At 50.9% G+C, this 25,043-nt stretch carries 15 protein-coding genes; 2 read left to right on the forward strand and 13 right to left on the reverse strand.

Features of this window, described 5'->3' with window-relative positions; all coding sequences use genetic code 11:
• Nucleotides 1-264 precede the first annotated feature (264 nt).
• A complete protein-coding gene (gene ahpF, locus J7438_RS19605) occupies nucleotides 265-1,848 on the reverse strand; it encodes an alkyl hydroperoxide reductase subunit F (protein ID WP_209277886.1) in 1,584 nt (527 codons plus the stop codon).
• Nucleotides 1,849-2,041: 193 nt separating this feature from the next.
• Nucleotides 2,042-2,611 carry an alkyl hydroperoxide reductase subunit C gene (ahpC, locus tag J7438_RS19610; protein WP_101747468.1) on the reverse strand — a complete coding sequence of 190 codons (570 nt, stop codon included), beginning with the start codon at nucleotides 2,609-2,611 and terminating at the stop codon, nucleotides 2,042-2,044.
• Nucleotides 2,612-2,791: 180 nt separating this feature from the next.
• Between ahpC and J7438_RS19615 the strand changes: the two genes are divergently transcribed.
• Nucleotides 2,792-3,550: a sulfite exporter TauE/SafE family protein gene (locus J7438_RS19615; protein ID WP_209277887.1), complete on the forward strand. Its 759-nt coding sequence runs from the start codon at nucleotides 2,792-2,794 to the stop codon at nucleotides 3,548-3,550.
• 29 nt (nucleotides 3,551-3,579) lie between these two features.
• On the opposite strand, the gene J7438_RS19620 is transcribed toward J7438_RS19615, so the two are convergent.
• The 4 genes from J7438_RS19620 to J7438_RS19635 form a co-directional block, all read right to left on the reverse strand.
• A complete protein-coding gene (locus J7438_RS19620; RefSeq protein WP_209277888.1) occupies nucleotides 3,580-4,305 on the reverse strand; it encodes a hypothetical protein in 726 nt (241 codons plus the stop codon).
• 154 nt (nucleotides 4,306-4,459) lie between these two features.
• Complete coding sequence (locus J7438_RS19625) at nucleotides 4,460-5,806, reverse strand: OmpP1/FadL family transporter (protein ID WP_209277889.1); 1,347 nt, start codon at nucleotides 5,804-5,806, stop codon at nucleotides 4,460-4,462.
• Between the two features lie 176 nt (nucleotides 5,807-5,982).
• Nucleotides 5,983-8,352 carry an efflux RND transporter permease subunit gene (locus J7438_RS19630; protein WP_209201017.1) on the reverse strand — a complete coding sequence of 790 codons (2,370 nt, stop codon included), beginning with the start codon at nucleotides 8,350-8,352 and terminating at the stop codon, nucleotides 5,983-5,985.
• Between the two features lie 82 nt (nucleotides 8,353-8,434).
• A complete protein-coding gene (locus J7438_RS19635; RefSeq protein WP_209277890.1) occupies nucleotides 8,435-9,436 on the reverse strand; it encodes a YCF48-related protein in 1,002 nt (333 codons plus the stop codon).
• Nucleotides 9,437-9,813: 377 nt separating this feature from the next.
• Between J7438_RS19635 and J7438_RS19640 the strand changes: the two genes are divergently transcribed.
• Entirely contained in the window at nucleotides 9,814-10,314 is a 501-nt protein-coding gene (locus J7438_RS19640) for a lipocalin-like domain-containing protein (RefSeq protein WP_209277891.1), read from the forward strand.
• Between the two features lie 124 nt (nucleotides 10,315-10,438).
• On the opposite strand, the gene pepN is transcribed toward J7438_RS19640, so the two are convergent.
• The 7 genes from pepN to J7438_RS19675 all read right to left on the reverse strand — a co-directional run bounded on the left by pepN (nucleotide 10,439) and on the right by J7438_RS19675 (nucleotide 25,032).
• Complete coding sequence (gene pepN, locus J7438_RS19645; protein ID WP_209277892.1) at nucleotides 10,439-13,096, reverse strand: aminopeptidase N; 2,658 nt, start codon at nucleotides 13,094-13,096, stop codon at nucleotides 10,439-10,441.
• A 49-nt stretch (nucleotides 13,097-13,145) separates the two neighbouring features.
• Complete coding sequence (locus tag J7438_RS19650) at nucleotides 13,146-13,985, reverse strand: DUF2797 domain-containing protein (protein ID WP_209277893.1); 840 nt, start codon at nucleotides 13,983-13,985, stop codon at nucleotides 13,146-13,148.
• A gap of 105 nt (nucleotides 13,986-14,090) precedes the next feature.
• On the reverse strand, nucleotides 14,091-14,360 hold the full coding sequence (locus J7438_RS19655) for a YeaC family protein (RefSeq protein ID WP_209201012.1): 270 nt from the start codon (nucleotides 14,358-14,360) through the stop codon (nucleotides 14,091-14,093).
• 15 nt (nucleotides 14,361-14,375) lie between these two features.
• The gene (locus tag J7438_RS19660; protein ID WP_209277894.1) at nucleotides 14,376-15,242 is read right to left on the reverse strand and encodes a rhomboid family intramembrane serine protease; all 867 of its coding nucleotides are present in this window, start codon (nucleotides 15,240-15,242) and stop codon (nucleotides 14,376-14,378) included.
• A gap of 21 nt (nucleotides 15,243-15,263) precedes the next feature.
• On the reverse strand, nucleotides 15,264-16,148 hold the full coding sequence (locus J7438_RS19665) for an NAD(+) kinase (RefSeq protein WP_209277895.1): 885 nt from the start codon (nucleotides 16,146-16,148) through the stop codon (nucleotides 15,264-15,266).
• A 357-nt stretch (nucleotides 16,149-16,505) separates the two neighbouring features.
• Nucleotides 16,506-21,551 carry a ShET2/EspL2 family type III secretion system effector toxin gene (locus J7438_RS19670; protein WP_209277896.1) on the reverse strand — a complete coding sequence of 1,682 codons (5,046 nt, stop codon included), beginning with the start codon at nucleotides 21,549-21,551 and terminating at the stop codon, nucleotides 16,506-16,508.
• A 430-nt stretch (nucleotides 21,552-21,981) separates the two neighbouring features.
• Nucleotides 21,982-25,032: a ShET2/EspL2 family type III secretion system effector toxin gene (locus tag J7438_RS19675; protein ID WP_209277897.1), complete on the reverse strand. Its 3,051-nt coding sequence runs from the start codon at nucleotides 25,030-25,032 to the stop codon at nucleotides 21,982-21,984.
• Nucleotides 25,033-25,043 lie beyond the last annotated feature (11 nt).

Consider the following 25,043-nt stretch of genomic DNA (forward strand, 5'->3'; position numbering starts at 1 on the left):
GATTTTCTTTTCCTTCGTGTCTTTGTGTCCTTCGTGGTTCCATTCAAAAGCCATTGAAAATGGCGGGGTAAGCTTAATGTCCACCCTAAGAGTCAAAATATGGTTGTTTCTTTGTCGTCGACATGAATATTGTTAACCTTGGATTTTCCGAGTTTTCTGCGGTACATAAAAAAGACCTCGGTTATACAACACGTGGAGTATTGTTACCGAGGTCTGTTTGGTCAAAAACTAAAGTTTTATGTCAAAATATCAAAGTACCGACAATCAAGCCGCTTTCTGCTGCTGTGGCTCCGGCGTCCGGATCAGGTAATCAAAGGCACCCAACGCCGCATTTGCACCACCGCCCATGGCAATAATGATCTGTTTGTAAGGTGCGGTGGTGACATCACCGGCGGCAAACACGCCGGGTAGCGAAGTTTCACCTTGGGCACCGACAATAATCTCACCACGTGGGCTTAACTCCAGGGTGTCCTTAAGGAACTCGGCGTTGGGAACCAGACCGATCTGGACAAAGATACCCGACAACTCAATTGTATTGCTGTTATCCGTTGCCCGGTCGGTGTAACGCAGTCCGGTCACTTTCTCACCATCGCCCAGCACTTCAGTGGTCAGTGCTTCGGTAATGATTTCGATATTACCCATGGAGCGAGCCTTGCGTTGTAGCACTTCATCTGCTCTCAGTCTGCTGTCGAATTCCAGAACAGTGACATGTTCAACAATACCTGCCAGATCGATTGCGGCTTCAATACCGGAGTTACCACCACCAATGACTGCAACTTTTTTACCTTTGAACAGTGGGCCATCACAGTGTGGGCAATAGGCGACGCCTTTACCCCGATACTCCTGCTCGCCGGGCACGTTCATTTCCCGCCAGCGGGCACCGGTAGCGATAACCAGTGAGCGACTGTGCAATGTTGCCCCACTTTCCAGCTCAACCTGAATCAGATCACCCACCTGTTCCGCCGCCACAATCCGGCTGGCACGCTGTTGAGTCATGATATCCACGTCATAGTCACGGACATGTTCTTCCAGGCTCGCGGCCAGTTTAGGGCCTTCCGTCGCCTTAACGGAGATAAAGTTTTCAATACCAACAGTATCCATCACCTGACCACCGAAACGGTCCGCCACGATACCGGTACGAATGCCTTTTCGGGCACTGTAGATGGCAGCAGAGGCACCGGCAGGGCCACCGCCAACCACCAGCACATCAAACGGTGCTTTTTCCGAGATCGCTTCTGCCTGACGCCGGGCAGCGCCGGTATCCAGTTTGTTCAGGATTTCCTGCACAGATATACGTCCCTGGGCAAACAGTTCACCGTTCAGGTAAACCGAGGGTACGGCCATGATTTTCCGTTCGTCCACTTCGTTCGGGAACAAGGCTCCATCGATCATCACATTGGTGATGTTGGGATTCAGGGCTGACATGATGTTCAACGCCTGCACCACATCCGGGCAGTTCTGACAGCTGAGGGAAACGTAAGTTTCAAAGCGGTAGTTACCTTCCAGTGCTTTTACCTGCTCTGCCACGGAATCATCCACCTTAATGGGGTGACCACCACTGTGCAGCAGCGCCAGTACCAGGGAGGTGAATTCATGGCCCATGGGCAGGCCGGCAAAGCGGATTTCACTGCCCGTTGCCGCCGAGCGAACCAGCATGGAGGGTTTGCGCTCATTGCTGTTGTCTGATTGGGTGACAGATACCTTGTCAGACAGGCTGCCAATGTCGTTGGCCAGGGAGGCCATTTCCGCGGACTTATCGCTGTCGTCCAGAAATACCATCAGCTCAACGGCTGTTTTCAGGTTTTTCAGGTAACTCTGTAACTGGGCTTTCATATTTGTGTCGAGCATGGTCGCACCCCTGTTTATGATAAAAACGGTTTCTTACTTGCTTCGATCAGGCTTGTTCTGACCGGGCTTCTCAGACAAGCCTCTGTAAAGCTGGCCAGGAATATTGAACAACGGTTTACTCACTATTCCTGGTCAGCCTTTGAGCCATGCCCGAACAGGCTGTCCGGGCAGGCTATCAGCGGTAATCTATTACTTAGATCTTGCCAACCAGGTCCAGGGACGGTGCCAGAGTCTCTTCACCTGGCTGCCATGCGGCCGGGCAAACTTCGCCGTCATGCTCAGCGACGTACTGGGCAGCCTGTACCTTACGCACCAGGTCTTTGGCAGAGCGGCCAATGCCCAGGTCGTTGGTTTCGATGGCCTTGATTTCACCTTCAGGATTGATTACAAAGGTGCCACGCAGTGCCAGGCCGTCTTCTTCAATCATCACACCGAAGTTGCGGGTGATGGTGCCGGTTGGATCGCCGATCATCGGGAACTGGATTTTCTTGATGGTTTCAGAGCTGTCATGCCATGCCTTATGGGTGAAGTGGGTATCCGTTGACACGGAGTATACTTCGACGCCCAGGGACTGTAGTTTCTCGTAATGGTCAGCCAGATCACCCAGTTCCGTTGGGCAGACAAAGGTGAAGTCAGCCGGGTAAAAGAAGACCACTGACCATTTGCCCAGCAGGCTCTGTTCGGTCACATCGATAAACTCGCCTTTGTGGAAAGCAGTGGCTTTGAATGGCTTGATCACAGTGTTAATCAGAGATTGAGTCATTTGATTTTCCTTTTCGCTTCTCTCGGAGAGTGTTTTCTGGTTTAAGTTTGCCTTTCACGTGATAAAGATTACGACCAAATCATCGAACATAAAAATTAATTAAAAGAATACCTCTAATAGATTTACTTAATTGACAAAACTTCGGTTTCCCGAACAAAAAGGCGACAACAGGAACGATTTATGGAAGTCACGGTAGTATCATCCGCAATACTGATCACACTGGGCATAGTGGCAGGCATCATCAACACACTGGCGGGGGGCGGTTCCAACCTGACGCTGCCAGCCCTGATGGTCATGGGCATGCCCGCTGATATTGCCAATGCCAGCAATCGGGTTGGCATTTTCCTGCAGAGCCTGACCGGAGCCCTGGGCTTCAGGCAACATAACCGTCTGGAGACTGGAGAGATTCTGCCCATGATGATCCCTACCCTGGCGGGAGGTCTGGCGGGGGCAGTGACCGCGTCTTACAGCCCGGAGTGGGCATTAAAGCCCATGCTGTTGGGAGCCATGGTCACCATGAGCCTGATTATGGTACTGCGGCCAGCCATGATTGTTCCGCCAGAAGGTACTGTGCCATTGAAAGTGGCAGACTCACCGAAATCCTGGGTCGGCCTGACCATAGCCGGATTCTATGGCGGCTTTGTGCAGGCAGGTGTCGGCTTTATTTTGCTGGCGGCGGTATGTGGCGTTCTCCGTCACGACCTGGTGCGTGGCAATGCCCTGAAACTGGTCTGTACCCTGGCTTTTACGATAGTAGCCCTGGTCGTCTTTATTGCCCGTGACCAGGTGGCCTGGATTCCGGCATTGGTTCTGTCCATCGGTTATATCATTGGCGCACACCTTTCCGTAAAGTTTGCCATTAAGGCCAAACCAGACACACTGAAAAAGCTGCTGCTGGTAATGACCGTTTGCGGGTGTTTTGCGGCGTTATTCTTTTAACGAGAAGGTTTTTTAACGGCAACAGGTAATTAAAAAGCCGGCGTACTGTAACGGATCAGAAGCAAGTTTTTAACCGTAATACAACCTTCAGTATCCCAGAATACATAGGGGTAGTAGGGATCATCAGCCTCGTATCTGAGCAGAGAAGCAAAATGGGGCCCTAAGGAAGCAATCTTTCCATGATTATAAGCTTCCATATCGACGGTCACTACAAGGGGATCCTCCTTATGCCTGACGACGCCTTTTATATTTTTGTCCTCAGCCAACAGAGATAGCAATGGTTCCAGTGCCTGGTGTAAATGTTGCCGAATCAAGCTAATGCGCAGCGTTTGGAAATCGTATTTTCCACGTACATCCAGGACATACTTATTCCGTACCATATCTGGCTGAGGATCATCAGCACCCTCTTCTCTTATATCCGGAAGCGAAATATTTGCACTCGTAGACGGTCTGGAAGCTGAAGTAGTCAACAGGCGGATTCTCCTGCAAAGATCGTCAGCAGAGGTAACAGAACGGCAAACTATTGGGTCATCACTGGGGGTTTTCAACTTTGCTTCAGCAACACCATATGAGTCAGGCATTAACGTCGATGTACCTGAACATGCCTCTGAGGAATCATTGATTATATGACCTGAAAAAAACGTACCAGCATTTTTTTCAGCCCTTGAAGATATCTGTTTGCCACTGGCAATCTCACTATTGGACGGGAGTGACTGCGCCGCCAGGGTGAGCTGAAGTGAAGCAGGTGTATTCATTAGCACTCATACCCCCCCATGGGATTTCTTTTGTTGATTTATCCTATCAACAAGGTAGTCAACAAATTCACCATGCGCAGAAAAAAAATGCCCGGCGACGGCCGGGCTTTTCTTTTACGATCACTTGTACAGGGTCAGACAAGACCCTTTGGTTTTAGAAGCGTTTGGTTACCGATGCGCTGAACAAGTGGGCGGTGTTGTTGTATTCACCTTTCAGGTTAAAATTGCTGCCCGGAGTTCCATCATCATTATAATTTCTTTCATCAATTTTCACCTTTCCAGCGAACATATAGCCGTAGGCTGCATCAACGGTCCAGTCATTACCCAGCTCATACTTCGCTCCCACAGTAAACCAGTTACGATCACCATCAGGAATACGAGCGGTACGGTAATCATCTTTAACCGGGGTTTGATCCAGGGCGTAGCCTGCTTTCAGAGTCAGCTGATCGCTGTACTTATAACTTGCACCCAGCGCAAATGCCCAAGTGTTTGTCCAATTTTCCTGAACGTATGTGATTATTCCTGGGGCAGGCGAACCCGGGAAAGGATCAGAAACTGGGCCAGTTCCAGCCCCTTCATCAGAACTAATGACTAACTTGTCAAACTGGCTCCATCGTGTCCAAGTTGCTCCAGCCATTACTGTCCACCGGTCATCAATCTGGTGGGTTAAGCTAATGTCAATGTTTTCAGGCAAAGTAATATCAAGTTTTGCTTTCTCTTTCACAGAGGCCGAGCCTGATGTAGCAAGGAAAAGATTACCACTACCAGTAGCATGACCTTTTAGTTTCAGTTTGATACTGGAGCGATAGCTTATACCGAGAGATGTTGACTCTTGTGGCTGCCAAATTGCACCAATATTCCACCCATAAGCAACATCATCACCTTTGATCACAACATTATCATTGGGTGAAGCAGGGTTAATAAAACGGCTGAGTTCTCCTTCTCCATAGGTAGCGAAAACACCTAAACCCAAAGAGAGCTGATCAGAAAACTTATAGGCGACTGTTGGCTGGAAATTAACGATAGTAACTTGAGTTTCATCTGCAAGATATTTCCCTGCCCAGTCGTCATTGTAGTCTGTAGAAGAACCAAATGGCGCATAGATACCAAAACCGAACGAGAGCCGATCATCTACAGGCATTGAAAAATAGCCAAATGGTATCAAAGAAGTGTTCAGAAACTCATCATTACTACTGCTTCCATTAGTAGTTACCGCACCTGTAGGAGGAGGCAGAGTTATAGAGTTAGTACTGGTGCCTTTGAAGTCCCCTTTAGGAACAGCAACAGCCCCACCCACAGTCACCTGCCGCTCTTTCAAAAGTGCAATACCCGCAGGATTAGCCGCCATAATAGAAGCATCTTCTGCATTAGAACCCCGCCCCGCATAAGCAGTACCTGCAGCAGCCGCTGAAGATTCATTCAGGGCAAAACCCGCAGCACCAGCCTGCATGGCCAGTGTCAGTGTCGACAGGGCAAAGAGGGATTGATTGATTTTTTTCATTAGTACTTCCCTTCAGGCACATCTTGAGGTGCATTTTTATTATTGTGCGAATGTCGTGTGACTTTTCGTGATCGAATACTAATACATTTGTAACAATTTGAAAAGTAATGAACCACCAGTGAGCAACTTTCCAATACCCCCCACAAAAATCTGCCCACTGCCCACTGCCAACTTTTTTATGCTTCAACCAAAAGCTCTTTCCCAACCCGAGGCACCAACAACAACCTGGCCAAAGCCGGCAACAACCAAATAGCCCCAACCATATTCCAGACAAACATAAAGGTCAGCAAAATCCCCATATCCGCCTGAAATTTCAGCGGCGAGAAGATCCAGGTACCGACCCCAATGGCCAGAGTTACACCGGTAAAGGTAACGGCCTTACCCGTTATTTTCAGCGTTGCGTAATAGGCTTCTTCCAGGGACATACCCTGCCTCATAAAACTCTCTAAACGACTGTAGATATATATTCCGTAATCCACGCCAATCCCCACACCCAGGGCAATAACCGGCAGGGTCGCCACTTTCACACCGATCCCCAGGTAAGACATCAGCGCCTGACAGAGCACCGAAGTCAGTCCCAGTGGAATAATAATGCAGAGCACCGCTTTCACTGAACGGAAGGTAATCAGGCAGAGAATACTGACCACCGCATACACCCAGAACAGCATTTTATTCTGCGCCTGGGCAATAATCTCATTGATGGCCGCTTCTACTCCGGCATTACCGCTGGCCATGACAAACTGGAACTCTTCGGTGTTATTGATAGCAGCAAACGCCTGGGTCGCCTGAACCACCCGCTCCAGCGTTTCGGCCTTGTGATCATCCAGGAACAGGATAATCGGCGCACTGGAACAGTCGGCATTAAACAGTCCAGCCGCATTCCCCACCGAGTTGTTCAGCACATAAGGGTTACGGGAGAGGCTTTGCCATTTCAGACTTCCTTCATTCAGCCCTTTAATCACCTGCTTGGACACGGTGACCAGCGAGAGCGCAGACTGAACCCCCGGCACATTCTCCATATGCCACATATATCGGTCGATGGCATCCATCACCGGATAACGGCTACAACCTTCGGGCTGAGTTTCCAGATAGGTGACGAACAGATCGGCACTGGTGGCGTAATGGCTGTTAATAAACAGGTTATCCAGGTTGTAGCGGGAGTCCGGATGAAACTCCGGGGCACCGGGGTCAAGATCACCAATTTTCAGGTCAGTTGCCTTGTAAGCGCCCGCAGCGAAGCCCAGCAGGGCAATCAGGATAGACACCGGCATCACCTTGGGGCTGGCCAGTTTGGCGACCACTTGCCAGACCCGGGACTCCTGCTGCTGGCTCTTTCTGGCATGGTCAACGGAGCGTTTGCTGACTGTGATAAACGACATCAGCACCGGCAGCAGAACCAGGTTGGTTAAAATGATGGTAGCAACCCCGACACTGGCGGTAATCGCCAGATCCTGAATCACCTGAATATCAATCACCAGCAGGGTAAGGAAACCGATGGCATCAGAAATCAGTGCCACCATGCCGGGAATATACAGGGCTCGGAATGTCCGCCGTGCAGCGGTCAGGGAGTTTGCCCCCCGGGCCGTTTCGGCACTGATACTGTTAATGATCTGGACACCGTGGCTCACGCCAATGGCAAACACCAGAAAAGGCACCAGAACCGAGTAAAGATCAAGACCATAGCCAAGGGTAGCCAACAGACCCATCTGCCAGACCACCGCGATGATGGACGTCAACAGCGGAATAAAGGTGCTTTTCAGACAGCGGGAATAGAGGAATAACAGGAGGCTGGTAACGCCAAGGGCGATAATAAAGAACCAGACAATGGCTTTCACGCCTTCGAACAGGTCCCCAAAAATCTTGGCAATTCCGGTAATATGCAAATCAACACCCTGTGCCGCATATTTGCTGCGCAGCACTTCCAGTTGCGCAGAAAGGTGCTGGTAATCCAGGCTTTCGCCGGTTTCCGGATGTTTCTCAAACAACGGTGCACTGACGATACTGGAACGGAAATCGTTGGCAATGATCCTTCCGACCTGGCCGGATTTCAGAATATTTTCCCGAAGCTGGTCCAGGCTGGCCCGACTGCCGTCATAAGTGTCAGGAATCACCGTCCCACCGGTAAAGCCTTCTTCCGTTACTTCAATCCAGCGAACCGATGGCGTCCAGAGGGACTTCAGATTGCCTCGATCAACCCCCGGAAGATAAAACACTTCATCATTAATCTGCTTGAGCAACTCCATATACTCAGCGGAAAAAATATCGCCATCCCGGGGAGCCACCGCTATGCGAATGGTATTTCCGGAGTTGCCCCCCTCTTCCATATGACGAAGCATATTCTGGATAAAAGGGTGTTCCAGCGGCACCATTTTCTGGAAACTGGCATCCATCCGCAGTCCGGTCACCATCTGCCAGGTGAGAAACAGTGAGACCAGCAGGAACAACAGGCAAACCCGCAGACGATTATTGAAAATCATCCGTTCCACTATTGGTTCGCTGCCTTCCCTGGATAGAGAGGATTGGGATGAATGATGAAAAGACGACATAACTGGCTGCCCCGGATCTTTTAGTTATTTTTTTTAAAGCTTACTTAAAATACGTTCACAGTCGTACAATATAAAACTGTTTCTACTCCAACACACTGCCTTCCAGGGTCATCCGGTAGGCACCACCCTGGCCAACAACCACAATAAACCCATCACTGCTCGGTGCCAGTGCACTCAGTGTCATCCGGTCCGGCCGGTGTGAAACCGACAGACCACTGTTGGTACCTGAAGCCAGCTCCGCACCAGACCCGGTCAGTACCGCCCCGGAATTGCCAACCAGCGCAATACTGCCATCGGTCAGTTTGGTGGAACCAAACAGGGTTTGATCGGTACCGGAGCTGAGTGGTTGCCAGGTCTCCCCCAGGTCCGCACTCTGATAAATATTACCCCGCAAACCATGAACCAGAACACGACCATGCCCGCCACTTACACCAAACCAGGAACCTTCATACGGGCTCTCCAGAGTTACCCAGGACTGGCCCGCGTCAGAGGAGCGAAAGAGAATACCGGCCTCACCGGCCAGAAACAGGTTGCCCTGACCATCGTCGTTAATGGCGTTGTAGTGAAACTCATCGTCATTGGCGATACGGTCATCGATAAATTCCCAGCTCTTGCCGCCGTCTACCGTTTCAATAATGTAACCGTACGCACCCACGGCAAAGCCGTGAAGGCTGTCACTAAACCATACATCCAGCAGTGGTACTGTTGCCTCACGATCAACATACATCTGCTGCCAAGTCTCGCCACCATCTTCTGTCTTCAGTACTATGGCATCGTGACCGACGGCATATCCAATCGTTTCTGAGGGAAAGTGCACCGCCGTCAGCATTTGCATGGTTGGCACACTGGCCTGCTGCCAGCTGACCCCGTGATCATCGGAGTAGACAATGTGACCACGCTCACCCACAGAAACCAGCCTTTCACCACCATCAGTACGGGTCACATCCAGTAGAAGACTGTTGGCTGCCTTTATGGACTGGACCGCCGGGCGGTCAACAGGAGGCTTTGAAGATAAGGCATACACCGATTCGGCGGACAAGATTGCAACAGACAGTAATACGAAAGACAGAATGGCAACAGGCATACGACTTCCCTTCTTTTTATATTCTTGTTTTTAGTGAGACGAGTATAAACAAACATTATTGAACAGCGAAGTATATCCGGGTGTAGATATTGAAAATAAAACGATTATGGATAAAACAACCATCTGCCCGCCTGGTCATGTTGTGTTCATTGCAGGGTATCGCCATCGGTAGTGACCAGCTGTGCCAGGGAGACTATTTTTTGCCAGCAGCTTTTGAGCATAATAAACGGCAATTTGTGTTAGTATACGCCTGCTTTAGCCGAGCCAACGGTTTTACATTATAAAAAACGATAAAAAAAGGCACCTGTCATGAATAACAAACAGCTCGTACTATCAAGTCACCCCGGTGGCAACAACCCCCGGCAGGAGAACACAGAATGACTGACACTAACGACTTTGTCGGCGTCTGGGCTCTTGAGGAATGGTCCGTTACCCACAAACCATCCGGCTATGTTGTCTACCCATTTGACGGTAATTCCGAAGGCCATATTATCTACACTGAAAACGGTTGGGTATCAGCCACCCTGATGGAAACAGATCGTCCGCCCGTACCGCAGGATCGTCGCCATCTGTTTGCCGCTCGTATGCAACTCGCCCCCCCGGCAGGCATCCAGGCACCAGAATTGACCGCTGAAAAACAACAGAAGTTTGATCGGCTGAAAGAACTCTTCTGCCGCTCCGGCATGGGTTATGTTGCCTATTGTGGCCCATTTACTGTGAACGGAGATATGGTACAACACCATATTAAAAACAGTCTGATACCCCAGTGGACAGGTACTGTTCTGGAAAGAAAGTATGAGTTTGACGGTGATCTGCTCACCCTGAGCGCCACCGATGGTGATTTCGCCGATAAGCTGGTGTGGAAACGCACGGCTTAATCATTACCATCGATTTGCATGCGATTTGGTCATGTAACCAGCACTGCTATTGTGGGTGCCACCGAACGAGGCGAATGCTTGTGGAAGCCGGCACCTTATTCAGGAAGCCGGCTTAAACGAAACATCAGAGGCTTTTGGTAACTACTTCATAAACATCAGAAGAAAGGCCAGGCGTTGCTTTAATTCTCTCCAGTGCTTTGCGCATACGTTCACGACAGCCAGGCTCAAATTTACGCCAGCGGGTTAAAGGCGTCATCAGCCGTGCAGCAATCTGCGGGTTTTTCTTATCAAGATCCAGCAGCTGATCCGTCAGGAACTCATACCCCAGGCCATCCACACGGTGAAACTGCTTCATGTTGCCGGCAAAACCACCCAGCACAGAACGCAGTTTATTCGGACTGGTGGCATCAAAAATATCGTGTTGCATCAGTGCCAGAATATGTTCCAGGGTTCCCATTGATGGGCTGGCGGCCTGTACCGACAACCACTGGTCCATCACATTGGTATCATCCTGATAGCGTTCCAGGAAATCCGCCAGCGCTTCCTCAATCAGCTCCCGATTCTGACAGCCAGCATTAACGATACTGGCCAGTGCCGCAAAACGATCGGTCATATTAGACGCACCGTGATACTGCTGCTCCGCCAGCGCCAACATGCCTTTATCATTCAGACTGGTCAGATAGGACAGGCTGATATTTTTCAGCGTGCGTTCAGCAATATCTTCTGCTTCAGGTCGGTAAGGCTTATTGATGCTTAAAGAGCGCCACAGAGTTTCCAGCGACTCACGGTGCGCAGATGCAATCGCATTCTTGACGGTCAGGCGTGCCTGATGAATAAACTGCGGGTAAACCTCAACCGCCTGTTCCGCCAGGGACGCTTCCGATGGCAATGACAGCATCTCGGCTTTTACCGCCAGATCCAGCGACTCATCGGTGATAATCGTCCCAAACGCCTTGATCAGGCTTTCATCCGGGCTGCACTCCCTGCCCTGTTCCAGGGCCGCCACCATTTCATCAATCACACCACTGGCCAGACGCTGGCTGGCATCCCAGCGGTTAAAGTGATCGCTGTCGTTTTCCATCAGGAACAGCAGGTCATCACGGGAATAGTCATACCTGACCCGCACCGGCGCAGAGAACCCTCTTAATATAGAAGGCAGTGGGCGCTCTTCAATATTGTCAAAGGTGAATGTTTCCTTTTCCTGTTTAACATCCAGTACCTGATCGGTGTCTCCTGCGTTATTAAGCGGCAGATCCTCACCCTCTCCGTCCAGCAGGCCGATACGCACAGGAATATGGAATGGCAGCTTTTCTTTCTGCCCCGGTGTCGCAGGACAGGATTGCTCAATGGTCAGCCGGTACTGCTTGTTCTCTTCATCGTATTCATCACTGACCTTAAGTACTGGCGTACCTGCCTGGCTGTACCAGCGGCGGAACAGGCCCAGGTCGCGGCCAGAAGCATCTTCCATGGCTTTGACAAAATCTTCGCAGGTCACGGCCTGACCATCATGGCGCTCAAAGTAAAGATCTGACCCTTTGCGGAAATCCTCTGGCCCAAGAATGCCATGAATCATCCGTACGACTTCCGCCCCTTTTTCATAAACGGTGACGGTATAGAAATTGGAAATCTCAATAAACGACTCAGGTCTTACCGGATGCGCCATTGGCCCGGCATCTTCAGCAAACTGGGCGGTACGGAGAATGTTGACATCCTCAATGCGTTTTACCCCCCGGGAGTTCATATCCGCAGAAAATTCCGAATCCCGGAACACGGTAAACCCTTCTTTCAGACTCAGCTGAAACCAATCCCGGCAGGTAACCCGGTTACCGGACCAGTTGTGGAAATATTCGTGGGCGACAATCGCTTCAACCCGCTGGAAGCGGGCATCTGTCGCCGTTTCCGGACTGGCCAGCACACAGGCTGAATTAAAGATATTCAGACCTTTGTTTTCCATGGCACCCATATTGAAATGATCAACGGCGACGATCATGAAAATATCCAGATCGTATTCACGACCATAGACCTGTTCATCCCACTTCATGGATTTCTTCAGAGAGATCATGGCATGATCGCACTGGTCAATATTGTGCGCTTCGGTAAACAGCCTCAGTGTCACCTCACGGCCACTCATGGTGGTAAAGTGATCTTCCACATACTGCAAATTACCCGCGACCAGGGCAAACAGGTAGCTTGGCTTTTTGAAGGGGTCTTCCCAGGTGACAAAGTGCCTGCCATGGTCCAGCTCGCCACGCTCAATATCATTACCATTGGAGAGAAGCACCGGATACGCTGCCTTGTCGGCGGTGATTCGGGTGATAAACCGGGACATCACATCAGGACGGTCCAGGTAGTAGGTAATCTTGCGAAAACCTTCTGCCTCGCACTGGGTACAAAACATACCATTGGATTTATAGAGCCCTTCCAGGGAGGTGTTTTCCTGGGGCTTGATACGGCAGACGGTTTTTAAAGTGAACGCTTCTGTGGGTGTGGCAATCCTGAGAAAACCTCCCTCTTCCACGAAGTCCGGAAATGGCTGGTCATCAATTTCAAGAGAAAGAAGTTCAAGGTCATCCCCCACCAGTACCAGCTCAGGAAGCTTGTTCCGGGGAGCGTTTTCTGCAGCGCTGGCTGACGGATTATCAGGATTACGACGAATACTCAGCACTGAGGTAACCATCGCATGGTCTTCAAACAGATCAAAGGTCAGGTTGGTCTGATCAATCCAGTAGTCAGGTGCCTGATAATCTTTCAGGTAAATCGCTTTTGGTTGCGAGTCTTTCATCTTGTCCATCCTGTTGTCTTTTTCATAAGCGTTTGCACAGGGACTGTGATTAATTTACAGCCACGCTCACCTTATAGGCGGTATGTTTACGAATATTGACCACACCATTATCAAAAATCAGATACTGCCCCTTAATACCCAATAGCGTGCCTTCAATCAGCGGCTCCTTGTCAAAGGATCGGGATGTCACTTTGGCGGGGTATTCAATCACCGGGTAATCAATATTCAGTACGGCAGACGGGTCAATATCTGACTTTACACCTGCCAAAGGTTGTATCGCCTGAATGCCAAATTGCTCCTGCAATGCGGTAATCCGACTATTGTTCATGTCCAACAGTTCCCGGGCGGTGTCCTGCAGGTCCAGAGGGTCAGCGGGCCCCTTCAGCATAGCCCGCCAGTTGGTCCGGTCATTGATAAATTCCTTGAAAATCACTTCCAGCAGCCCCGATTGCTGTCGGGTCGCCACGCGAATAAATGGCATGGCCTGCGTGGCACCCTGGTCAATCCAGCGGGTTGGCACCTGGGTTGCCCGGGTAATGCCAACTTTCAGACCGGATGAGTTGGCCAGATAGACGACATGATCTGTCATACAGAAAGTTTCTCCCCAGGCGGGATCACGGCAGGTGCCCTGATGATAATGGCACTTTTCCGGACTCATAATGCAGCTGTCACACTGGGGCAACTTTTTAAAACAGGGATAACAGAACCCCTGGTTAAAACTCTTTTTGGTTTTCCGGCCACAGTGGCAGCAATGAATTTCCCCCTGGTACTGCATGGACAACTTTTGTCCCAGCAGCTCATTCAATGGCAGCAATTGATCGCCAACGGGCAGTTGGTAGGTAACCTGGCTCTTGCTGTTGTCAGTCCCGGTCAACAGGTCTGAATGCATTTTGCTGAGCGATCCGGTGATGGTGGACACAGTTGTACTCTTGTGTAGGGTAAGAACGGCCCTGTTATCAACCAACAGAGCGACATCAACATAAAGAGAGAATGTTCAGTTCCTGAAACGAAGAATGGTGGCCTCTTCAGCAGAGCTGTCCTCTTTGGACGATGTACCACCGGATTTGCATTTGCCGGGCATATAGCCGACCCGCTCTGACTCTGGCAGGTGTTCGTGTTCATAAACAATCACCGCCTGCAGGCTGACATCCCGTTCTTCTTCCGTCATGGCCCGTCCATCAGGCCACTTACCCAGCTCCAGGGCCAACTTCAATGCCTGATGAATAGCAGGCGTCATCTTCTCCAGAAAAGCATCTAACTGCATGGTATCGAATCCTTTTCAATCTTTTTCTTTAAACAGTAAACCGGCAATGGCACCCAGCAGACAACCTGCAACAAGACCTCCGGTATGTGCGGCATTGGCCATATTACCAAAGCCAATAGTACCCAGAACGCCGGTATAACCCACCACCAGCCAGGTCAGCATAAAGCCGTAGTAAAACGGCGGGAGTCCAAACTGCCAGTTCCGGTCCACCCTTTCCCGGGTCATGCAATACCCCATCAGGCCGTACACCACACCGGAAAAACCACCGAAAATAGTATCATCGCCACCCCAGAAATACTGGGTAACATTGGAAATCACCGCAGTAAAAACGATGATGGCCAGTAGATGAATGCCCCCCTGACGCGTCTCCAGCCGACTGCCAAAAATATACAGAGCCAGCATATTGAACGCCAGATGGCTCAGGCCAAAATGCAGAAAGATCGGACTGATCAGCCGCCAGTATTCCCCCTGATCAAGCCCCATGCCAAAACTGCCAAAGTAGAGATAACCATTAGCCACTTCGAAGGGAATAAAGGAGAACCAGGCTATTGCCTGCCAGTTGGCACCGGCCCGGGTGATCAGCGCGACCACCATACAGGCCACCATAAACAGCAAGGTGACCGGTATGCTCTGCCAGGGAATGCTCTTGAGCAAAGCACCCGCATTCACACCGGGCCTGGGTGGGGCTGCCAGCACTTTTAAATCACCGGACTGCCACTGCTGGTAAAGGCTGGTAACAATACGGGACTTTTCCTCATTCTCAGTCCAGATCACCTGTTTGCCTGACTCTTCTGTGACCTTATGGGGAATCCCCCGGGCATAGAGAAAGTAGGATAGGTCGCTCAGGTCGATGTCTCCGGGGAGTTCCAATGCCCTATGCATAACGTGAAAAAAGTCCTTGAATTAACAGCGCTCTTCCTGATAGTTCCAACGCAACTTGGAACGACAGGACTCATAAAAATTATGGTTCAGAGGGTGCAGCAGCTTTAAACGCTGAGACTTCTTATGAATCGTGATTTCATCCCCCGGTGCCGAGGTGATATGAATCTGTCCATCACAGCTGATCTGCGGGGATATGGTGTTTTCATGGCGAATCACCAGTTTCAGCTCGCTATCGCCATCCACCACCAGGGGGCGGTTGGTTAACATGTGGGGATACATGGGCACCAGAACAATGGCGTCCAGCCTCGGGTGCATAATGGGACCACCGCCGGACAGCGCGTAAGCGGTTGAACCGGTTGGCGTGGCAATAATCAAGCCATCTGCCCGCTGCTTATAGACGAACTGCCCATCGATATACAGTTCAAACTCAATGATTCGGGTCGACTTGCCGGGATGCAGCACCACATCATTTAACGCATCCCCCTGACCAATCACCTTGCCCTGGCGGCGAACCCGGGCCTCGAGAAGAAAACGACTCTCGGCCAGGTAACGTCCCTCAAGCACTTCCGCCAGCTGGTCATCCAGCTCATCCGGGGAGATATCGGTCAAAAATCCCAGCCGCCCGCGGTTGATACCGATCACGGGAATATCATACAGCGCCAGTGTCCGGGCAGCGCCCAGCATGCTCCCATCACCACCCACAACGATCACCAGGTCACACTGCTGCCCCATTTGCTCACGACTGATCATGGTAAAGGATTGAGCAGGCAACAGACCGTCCAGCTGTTCATCCAGAACTACGGTCGCCCCCCGCTTCCGCAGAAAGTCTGCCAGATGCCTTAGAGTATCCTCCACCTGAATACGCCCCTGGCGGCCGGTTACTCCGACAATTTTGAAGTGTTCCATAAACTCGGTGATGTCGCCTTAGAATGTGAGCCGGGAGCCTGCCGGACTTAAGCGTCCGTAGCGAGGATTGCGAGAAATTGAGGATAAAAATTTCTGCTTCTGAGGAGAATAGCGGGGCTATTTGACGAAGAAGCAGGAATTTTTAGACCAATTTATCGCAACCGCAGTAGGACAGTCTTAAGTCCGGCAGGCTCCTAGTATACGTTAGTCATGAACAGATTTTTACATCAAAGCATACATCATAGTCTTCAACAGGTTCTACAACAGGTTCTTCAACAGACAGCAGAGTGGCGACCCACCCAAAGAAGGCTCGGAATAATATAATTTGATGCAAATCAGAATCCGGGACAAGGCCGTTCAGTCAGCCTGAGTCGACGATATCATTGATTGTTTTGAATCGTTACTCAAGACGCTGTTAATAGCCTGTGTAACATACGTCTCGAAGCATTCCCGTTTGCCACTTTTCATTACCACGTAGAGTCCGGAAATATCATCACCCCAGGTCGCCATCAGCAGTTTTTTTTTGACCTCATCGCTGAAAGGACTGGCCATGACCAGACTCATGTAATCCCTGACACACGCCTCATGGCCATTTTGCAGCGCCTTGAACAACCCGGTAAAACCCTTACCGGATTTCGCCATCAGCAGATCCAGTTTGATCTCATCGCTGAAGGAGCTGTCCATCACCCGCCCACAGTAACTTTTGACGCACTCACCATGGCCATTTTGCAGTGCTATGTAGAGCCCGGGAAAACCACTGTCGGATTTCGCCCTCAGCAGATTCAGTTTGACCTCGTCGCTGAAGGAGCTGTCCATCACCCGATCCCAGTAACTCCTGACGCACTCACCATGGCCCTTTTGCAGTGCTGCATAGAGCCCGGGAAAACCAGCGCTGGATTTCGCCATCAGCAAATTCAGTTTGACCTCATCACTTAAGGGGCTGTCCATCACCCGATCCCAGTAACTCTTGACGCACTCACCATGGCCATTTTGCAGCGCTACGTAGAGCCCGGGAACACCATCGCCGGATTTCGCCATCAGCAGGTCCTGTTTGACCTTCTCGCTAAAGGGGCTGGCCATGACACAATCCAGGTATGTCCTGACGCACTCAACATGGCCATTTTGCAGTGCTACGTAGAGCCCGGGAAAACCATCGTTGGATTTCCCCCTCATCAGGTCCTGTTTGACCTCGTCGCTCAAGGAGCTGGCCATAACCCGATCAAGATAACTCTTGACGCACTCACTATGGCCATTTCGCAGTGCCTCGAAGAGCCCGGGAACACCATCGCTGGATGTCGCCCTAAGCAGGTCCTGTTTGACCTCGTCACTCAAGGAGCTGGCCAGGACCCGATCCAGGTAACTCTTCACGCACTCAACATAGCCATTTTGCAGTGCCACGAAGAGCGCGGGTAAACCCTTGGGGGATTTCGCCATCAGCAGATTGTGTTTGACCTCGTCGCTCAGGGAGCTGGCCAGGACCCGATCCAGGTAACTCTTCACAAACTCCCCGCAGCCGTTTTCCATTGCCACGAAGAGCCCGGGAACCTCCCTGTCGGATTTCGCCCTCAGCAGATTCTGTTTGACCTCGTCGCTCAGGGAGCTGGCCAGGACCTGATCCAGGTAACTCTTCACGCACTGCCCATGGCCGTTTAGCAGCGCCACGCAGAGCCCGGGAAAACCCTTGGGGGACTTCGCCATCAGCAGGTACTGTTTGACCTCGTCGCTCAAGGAGCTGGCCAGGACCCGATCCACGTAACTCTTCACGCACTCAACATGGCCATTTTGCAGTGCTACGTAGAGCCCGGGAAAACCATCGCTGGATTTCGCCCTGATCAGGTCCTGTTTGATCTCGTCACTCAAAGAGCTGGCCATGAGCCGATCCAGGTAACACTTGACGCACTCATCATGGCCATGTCGCAGTGCCTCGATGAGTCCGGGAGAACCCTTGGGGGATTTCCCCATCAGCAGGTTCTGTTTGAACTCGTCGCTGAAGGGGCTGGCCATGACACAATCAAGGTAATTCCTGACACACTCAACATGGCCATTTCGCAGTGCTGCGAAGAGCCCGGGATACCCCCTGGGGGATGTCACCATCAGCAGATTCTGTTTGACCTCGTCACTCAGGGAGCTGGCCATCACTCGATCCAGGTAACTCTTCACACATTCTCCGCGGCCGTTTTGCAGTGCCACGAAGAGCCCGGGAAAACCACTGTCGGATTTCGCCATCAGCAGATCCTGTTTGACCTCGTCGCTCAAGGAGCTGGCTATGACCCAATCCAGGTATTTCCTGACGCACTCCCCATGGCCCTTTTGTAATGCCATGTGCAGTCCTGGTACACCTTGGTCATTTTTCGCCATCAGGGCAATCTTTTGATTATATGGATCAAGCCGGGTCAGTTGCCCCATGAATTGATCGACCATTTGCGACGAAAAATGTCCATTTCTGAGCATTAAAAACAGGATGGACGAATTCATATCTGCCAGAATCCTGACCAACGAGCTACCGGCCCGGCTCTCAACCGTTGTCGTGGTTAAACATCCCCCCAAAGAAGGCTTGGGGTAATATGATTTGATTGAACAAGAATCCGGGACAAGGTGCTCTATTTTAATCGCCTTCAGGGTTTGCAGGTCAGAGACAATGAGCCGTCGGACTCTCAGGGTGTCGTTGGGGTCATAAAAGGCCAGTTTTATTTCCGGTCGCTCAGGCGACCAGTTTATCTTTAGGGCCATCAAATGGTTCAATGACGAAAACAGGTAGGTTTTATTTTGTTCGCTATCGACCAGCTGCTGCTGACAAGCCGCATAAAGTGCCTGGCCCAAGCCTGCCCGGTCAAAGTAATAACCTTCCTGTGCAGTTTTATATCCATCCGCCGTGGTGTCATCCAGGGCCTGATCCATTTTAATACCGCTGTGACGGGAAATTTTATCAAGCTGATCAATGGACGTGAATTTGCCAACCTCTTTCGTGCCAAACTTCCCTGTAGCAAACGCATAGGCCAAATGCCTGCAAGTAATCGGTTTATGATCAAAGAGATTGTTCGCTCTACAGTTGAATCTTCTCAGGTCGCCCTTTGATACGTATTGCAAAATCCCGGAGGTATTAACAGGCAGGGTCTCTGTCGAAGATTCTGTGGGTGTATTGCCACTTTCCGGGGTCAGGGACTTATCCACTCCGGGCTTATCATCCACCTGCAACAGGTAAGTGCGCCCCTGACGATTAAGTTGTTCGATTTTATGGCTGATCAGAGATGCATGTTGGGGAACATTTGCAGACTTACTTTTCTTTTCCCCAAGCAGGTTTTGTTTGACCAAATCGCTGAAGGGACTGGCCATGACCCAATCCAGGTATTTCCTGACGCACTCACCATGGCCATTGTGCCGTGCTGCGCAGAGCCCGGGAACACCATCGCTGGATTTCGCCAGCAGCAGGTCCTGTTTGACCTCCTCGCTGAAGGGACTGGCCATGACACAATCCAGGTATTTCCTGACGCACTCACCATGGCCATTTTGCAGTGCTACATAGAGCCCGGGAAAACCATCGTTGGATTTCGCCCTCATCAGGTCCTGTTTGACCTCGTCACTCAAGGAGCTGGCCATGATCCGATCGAGGTAAACCTTTACGCATTCACCGTGGCCATCTCGCAGTGCCTCAAAGAGTCCGGGAACCCCCCCGGGGGATTTCGCCATCAGCAGATTATGTTTGAACTCGTCGCTCAAGGGGCTGGCCAGGACACAATCCAGGAAATTCCTGACGCACTCAACATGGCCATTTCGTAGTGCTACGAAGAGCCCGGGAAAACCCTTGGGGGATTTCGCCATCAGCAGGTTCTGTTTGAACTCGTCGCTAAAGGGGCTGGCCATGACACAATCCAGATAATTCCGGACGCTCTCACCATGGCCATTTTGCAGTAAATCGTAGAGCCCGGGAAAACCATCATTGGATTTCGCCATTATCAGGTCCTGTTTGACCTTGTCACTCAGGGAGCTGGCCATGACCCGATCCAGGTAACTCTTCACGCACTCAACATGGCCATTTCTCAGTGCTTCGAAGAGCCCGGGGTAACCCCAGTCAGATTTCGCCATCAGCAGGTTCTGTTTGACCTCCTCGCTGAAGGGGCTGGCCAGGACCCGATCCAGGTAACTCTCCACGCACCCCCTGTAGCCGTATTGCAGTGCTACGTAGAGCCCGGGAAAACCCTTGGGGGATTTCGCCTTTATCAGGTCCTGTTTGACCTCCTCGCTGAAGGGGCTGGCCATGACCAGATCCAGGTATTTCCCGACGCACTCACCATGGTTCCTTTGAAATGCCATGTGCAGTCCTGGTACACCATCTTCATCCATAACCATCAGGGCAATCTTTTGATTGTATGAATCAAGTTGGTTCAATTGCCCCAGGAAGTGATCGACCATTTTCGAAGAAAAATGGCCATTTTGGAGCATTAAAAACAGGATGGACGGATTCATATCGGCCATAACCCTGACCAACGAGTGACCGGCCTGGCTCTCAACCGTTGTCGTGGTTAAACATCCACCCAAAGAAGCCTCGGGGTAATATAATTTGATATCAGAATCCGGGACAAGGTGCTCTATTTTAATCGCCTTCAGGGTTTGCAGGTCAGGGACGATGAGTCGTCGGACCCTCAGGGTGTCGTTGGGATCATAAAAGGCCAGTTTTATTTCCGGTCGCTCAGGTGACCAGTTTATCTTTAGAACCATCAAATGGTTCGATGACGAAAACAGATAGGCTTTATTTTGTTCGCTATCGGCCAGCTGCTGTTGACAAGCCTCATGAATTGCCAGGCCTAAGCCACTGCGATCAAAGTAATAAGCTTCCTGTGCAGTTTTATATCCATCAGCAGTGGTGTCATGCAGTGCCTGATCCATTTTAATACCGCTGTGACGGGAAATTTTATCAAGCTGATCAATGGACGTGAATTTACCGACATCTTTCGAGCCAAACGCCCCGGTAGCAAACGCATAGGCCAAATGCCTGCAAGCAATCGGTTTATGATCAAAGAGATTGTTCGCTCTACAGTTGAATCTTCTCAGGTCGCCCTTTGATACGTATTGCAAAATCCCGGAGGTATTAACAGGCAGGGTCTCTGTCGAAGATTCTATGGTTGTATTGCCACTACCCGGGTCCTTATCCACTTCAGGCTTATCCACCTGCAACAGGTAAGTGCGTCCCTGACGATTAAGTTGTTCGATTTTATGGCTGATCAGAGAGGCATGTTGGGGAACATTTGCAAACTTACTTTTCTTTTCCCCGGGAATGTTTTTTTGGTCAACAGAATTAATGGCTCGCGAAAATCCAGTGATGAGTATCTCTTCATTGACAGATTGAAAATCCTTCTGTGGTGATCCAGCAAATGAGCCTGGAGGATTCTGCCTGATATTATACATAGGCTAATGGGTGTTTATCCGTAGTCTGTGATTCCTGGCATCTGTTGACATCATCAATATAAGTATCAAATTCTGGCAAAGGATTTTATAAACGAAAGTCTGCCAGATGCTTTAGACCGAATATTTCATAAACTACCCCGAATCTCGCGCACGACCACAGATGTGGGAGATAGGGCGACGCAGGATGCCAAAGCCGAGGAGGCTGACCGAGAATAGACTGCCCTATTGCGGTGTCAGCAAATTGGTCTAAAAAGTCGGAAATTTTTAGCAAATAGAACCACTATTCACTGAAAATTTCCGACTTTATATCCTCAATTTTCTGCCATCCTCACTACGGGGTCGCCTAGACGGGCGCTATTCTCGGTCAGCCTCCGAGGATTTTGTGAGGGAGCGCCGTACCGGGGAGTACGGTCGACTGAGCAAAACTCCCTCAGAGCGGCAAAGGACCAGCGAGATCGGGAGCACGTTTATGAAATATCCGGGTTAGGCTGATATTTATAATCTGTGTAACATACGTCCTGAAGCATTCCTTTTTGCCATTTCTCAGTACCACGTAAAGTCCGGAAATACCATCCCCCCGGGTCACCATTAGCAGGTTTTGTTTGACCTCATCGCAGAAGGGACTGGCCAAAACCAGACTCAGGTAATCCATGGCGCACGCCTCCTGGCCATTTTGCAGCGCCTTGAACAACCCCGGAAATCCCGTGTCGGAGGTCGCCATCAGCAGATTCAGTTTGACCTCGTCGCCAAAGGGGCTGGCCATCACCCGATCCCAGTAAATCCTGACGCACTCACCATGGCCATTTTGCAGTGCTACGTAGAGCCCGGGGAAACCACGGCCGGATTTCGCCCTCAGCAGATCCAGTTTGAACTCCTCGCTAAAGGGGCTGGCCATCACCCGATCCCAGTAAATCCTGACGCACTCACCATGGCCATTTTGCAGTGCTACGTTGAGCCCGGGAAAACCACGGCCGGATTTCGCCCTCAGCAGATCCAGTTTGAACTCCTCGCTGAAGGGGCTGGCCATCACCCGATCCAGGTAAATCCTGACACACTCACCATGACCATTTTGCAGTGCTGCGCAGAGCCCGGGAAAACCACTGTCGGATTTCGCCCTCAGCAAGTCCTGTTTGAACTCCTCGCTGAAGGGGCTGGCCATCACTCGATCCCAGTAAATCCTGACGCACTCACCATGGCCATTTTCCAGTGCTACATAGAGCCCGGGAAAACCACTGTCGGATTTCGCCCTCAGCAGATCCAGTTTGACCTCCTCGCTGAAGGGGCTGGCCAGGACTCGATCCAGGTAACTCTTCACGCACTCCCCGTGGCCAGTTTTAAATGCCGCGCAGAGCCCGGGAAAACCACAATCTGATTTCGCCCTCAGCAGATCCAGTTTGACCTCCTCGCTGAAGGGGCTGGCCATCACCCGATCCCAGTAACTCCTGACGCACTCACCATGGCCATTTTGCAGTGTTACGTAGAGCCCGGAAAAACCACTGTCGGATTTCGCCCTCAGCAGATCCAGTTTGACCTCCTCGCTGAAGGGGCTGGCCATCACCCGATCCCAGTAAATCCTGACGCACTCACTATGGCCATTGTGCAGTGCTATGTAGAGCACGAAAAAACCACTGTCGGATTTCGCCCTCAGCAGATCCAGTTTGACCTCCTCGCTGAAGGGGCTGGCCATCACCAGATCCCAGTAAATCCTGACGCACTCACCATGGCCATTTTGCAGTGCTACGTAGAGCCCGGGAAAACCACAGCCGGATTTCGCCCTCAGCAGATCCAGTTTAACCTCCTCGCTGAAGGGGCTGGCCATCACCCGATCCCAGTAAATCCTGACGCACTCACCATGGCCGTTTTGCAGCGCCACACAGAGCCCGGAAAAACCCCTGAGGGAGTTCGCCATCAGCAGATTCTGTTTGACCTCATCGCTCAGGGAGCTGGCCAGGACCCGATCCAGGTAACTCTGCACACACTCCCCGTGGCCATTTCCCAGTGCCACGAAGAGCCCGGGATAACCCTCGGGGGATGTCGCTATCAGCAGATTCTGTTTGACCTCGTCGCTCAGGGAGCTGGCCATCACCCAATCCAGGTAACTCTTCACACACTCCCCGTGGCCGTTTTGCAGCGCCCCAAAGAGCCCGTGATAACCCTTGGGGGATGTCACCATCAGCAGATTCTGTTTGATCTCGTTGCTCAGGGAGCTGGCCATCACCCGCTCCAGGTAACGCTTCACACACTCCCCGTGGCCGCTTTGCATTGCCACGCAGAGCCAGGGAAAACCACTGTCGGATTTCGCCATCAACAGGTCCTGTTTGACCTCGTCGCTCAAGGAGCTGGCCAGGACCCAATCCAGGTATTTCCTGGCGCACTCCCCATGGCCCCTGTGTGATGCCATGAACAGCCCTGGCACACCATCGTCATTTTTAGCCATCAGGACAATTTTTTGATTATATGGATCAAGCCGGTTCAGTTGCCCCATGAATTGATCCACCATTTTTGAAGAAAAATGTCCATTCCTGAGCATTAAAAACAGGATGGACGAATTCATATCCGCCAGAATCCTGACCAACGAGTTACCGGCCCGGCTCTCAACCGCTAGCGTGGTTAAACATCCACCCGAAGAAGGCTTGGGGAAATATAATTTGATTGAATAAGAATTCGGGAAAAGGTGCTCTATTTTAATCGCCTTCAGGGTTTGCAGGTCAGGGACGATGAGTCGTCGGACTCTCAGGGTGTCGTTGGGATCATAAAAGGCCATTTTTATTTCCGGTCGCTCAGGCGACCAGTTTATCTTTAGAGCCATCAAATGGTTCAATGACGAAAACAGATAGGTTTTATTTTGTTCGCTATCGACCAGCTGCTGCTGACAAGCCGTATAAAGTGCCTGGCCTAAGCCAGCCCGGTCAAAGTAATAACCTTCCTGTGCAGTTTTATATCCATCCGCCGTGGTGTCATCCAGGGCCTGATCCATTTTAATACCGCTGTGGCGGGAAATTTTATCAAGCCGATCAATGGACGTGAATTTGCCCACATCTTTCGTGCCAAACTTGCCTGTGGCAAACGCATAGGCCAAATGCCTGCAATTAATCGGTTCATGATCAAAGAGATTGTTCGCCATGCCGTTGAACCTTCTCAGGTCGCCCTTTGATACGTATTGCAAAATCCCGGAGGTATTAACAGGCAAGGTCTCTGTCGAAGATTCTGTGGGTATATTGCCACTATCCGGGGGCTTATCCACCTGCAACAGGTAAATACGTCCCTGATGGTTAAGTTGTTCGATTTTACGGCTAATCAGAGATGCATATTGGGGAACATTGGCTGACTTACTTTTCTTTTCCCCGGGAATGTGTTTTGGATCAACAGACTTAACAGCTCGCGAAAATCCAGTGAGGGTTGTCTCTTCATTAACAGATTGAGAATCATTACCAGGTATTTCAGCAGATGAACAAGGTGGATTCTGACTGATATTATCCATAGTACATTATT

The sequence above is a fragment of the Thalassotalea sp. G20_0 genome, from assembly GCF_017744175.1.
Lineage (GTDB): Bacteria > Pseudomonadota > Gammaproteobacteria > Pseudomonadales > Endozoicomonadaceae > Endozoicomonas.

Coding starts and splice junctions, on each gene's coding strand:
- ahpF (WP_209277886.1), bottom strand. CDS start 1,848: ATGCTCGACACAAATATGAAAGCCCAGTTACAGAGTTACCTGAAAAAC.
- ahpC (WP_101747468.1), bottom strand. CDS start 2,611: ATGACTCAATCTCTGATTAACACTGTGATCAAGCCATTCAAAGCCACT.
- J7438_RS19615 (WP_209277887.1), top strand. CDS start 2,792: ATGGAAGTCACGGTAGTATCATCCGCAATACTGATCACACTGGGCATA.
- J7438_RS19620 (WP_209277888.1), bottom strand. CDS start 4,305: ATGAATACACCTGCTTCACTTCAGCTCACCCTGGCGGCGCAGTCACTC.
- J7438_RS19625 (WP_209277889.1), bottom strand. CDS start 5,806: ATGAAAAAAATCAATCAATCCCTCTTTGCCCTGTCGACACTGACACTG.
- J7438_RS19630 (WP_209201017.1), bottom strand. CDS start 8,352: ATGTCGTCTTTTCATCATTCATCCCAATCCTCTCTATCCAGGGAAGGC.
- J7438_RS19635 (WP_209277890.1), bottom strand. CDS start 9,436: ATGCCTGTTGCCATTCTGTCTTTCGTATTACTGTCTGTTGCAATCTTG.
- J7438_RS19640 (WP_209277891.1), top strand. CDS start 9,814: ATGACTGACACTAACGACTTTGTCGGCGTCTGGGCTCTTGAGGAATGG.
- pepN (WP_209277892.1), bottom strand. CDS start 13,096: ATGAAAGACTCGCAACCAAAAGCGATTTACCTGAAAGATTATCAGGCA.
- J7438_RS19650 (WP_209277893.1), bottom strand. CDS start 13,985: ATGCATTCAGACCTGTTGACCGGGACTGACAACAGCAAGAGCCAGGTT.
- J7438_RS19655 (WP_209201012.1), bottom strand. CDS start 14,360: ATGCAGTTAGATGCTTTTCTGGAGAAGATGACGCCTGCTATTCATCAG.
- J7438_RS19660 (WP_209277894.1), bottom strand. CDS start 15,242: ATGCATAGGGCATTGGAACTCCCCGGAGACATCGACCTGAGCGACCTA.
- J7438_RS19665 (WP_209277895.1), bottom strand. CDS start 16,148: ATGGAACACTTCAAAATTGTCGGAGTAACCGGCCGCCAGGGGCGTATT.
- J7438_RS19670 (WP_209277896.1), bottom strand. CDS start 21,551: ATGTATAATATCAGGCAGAATCCTCCAGGCTCATTTGCTGGATCACCA.
- J7438_RS19675 (WP_209277897.1), bottom strand. CDS start 25,032: ATGGATAATATCAGTCAGAATCCACCTTGTTCATCTGCTGAAATACCT.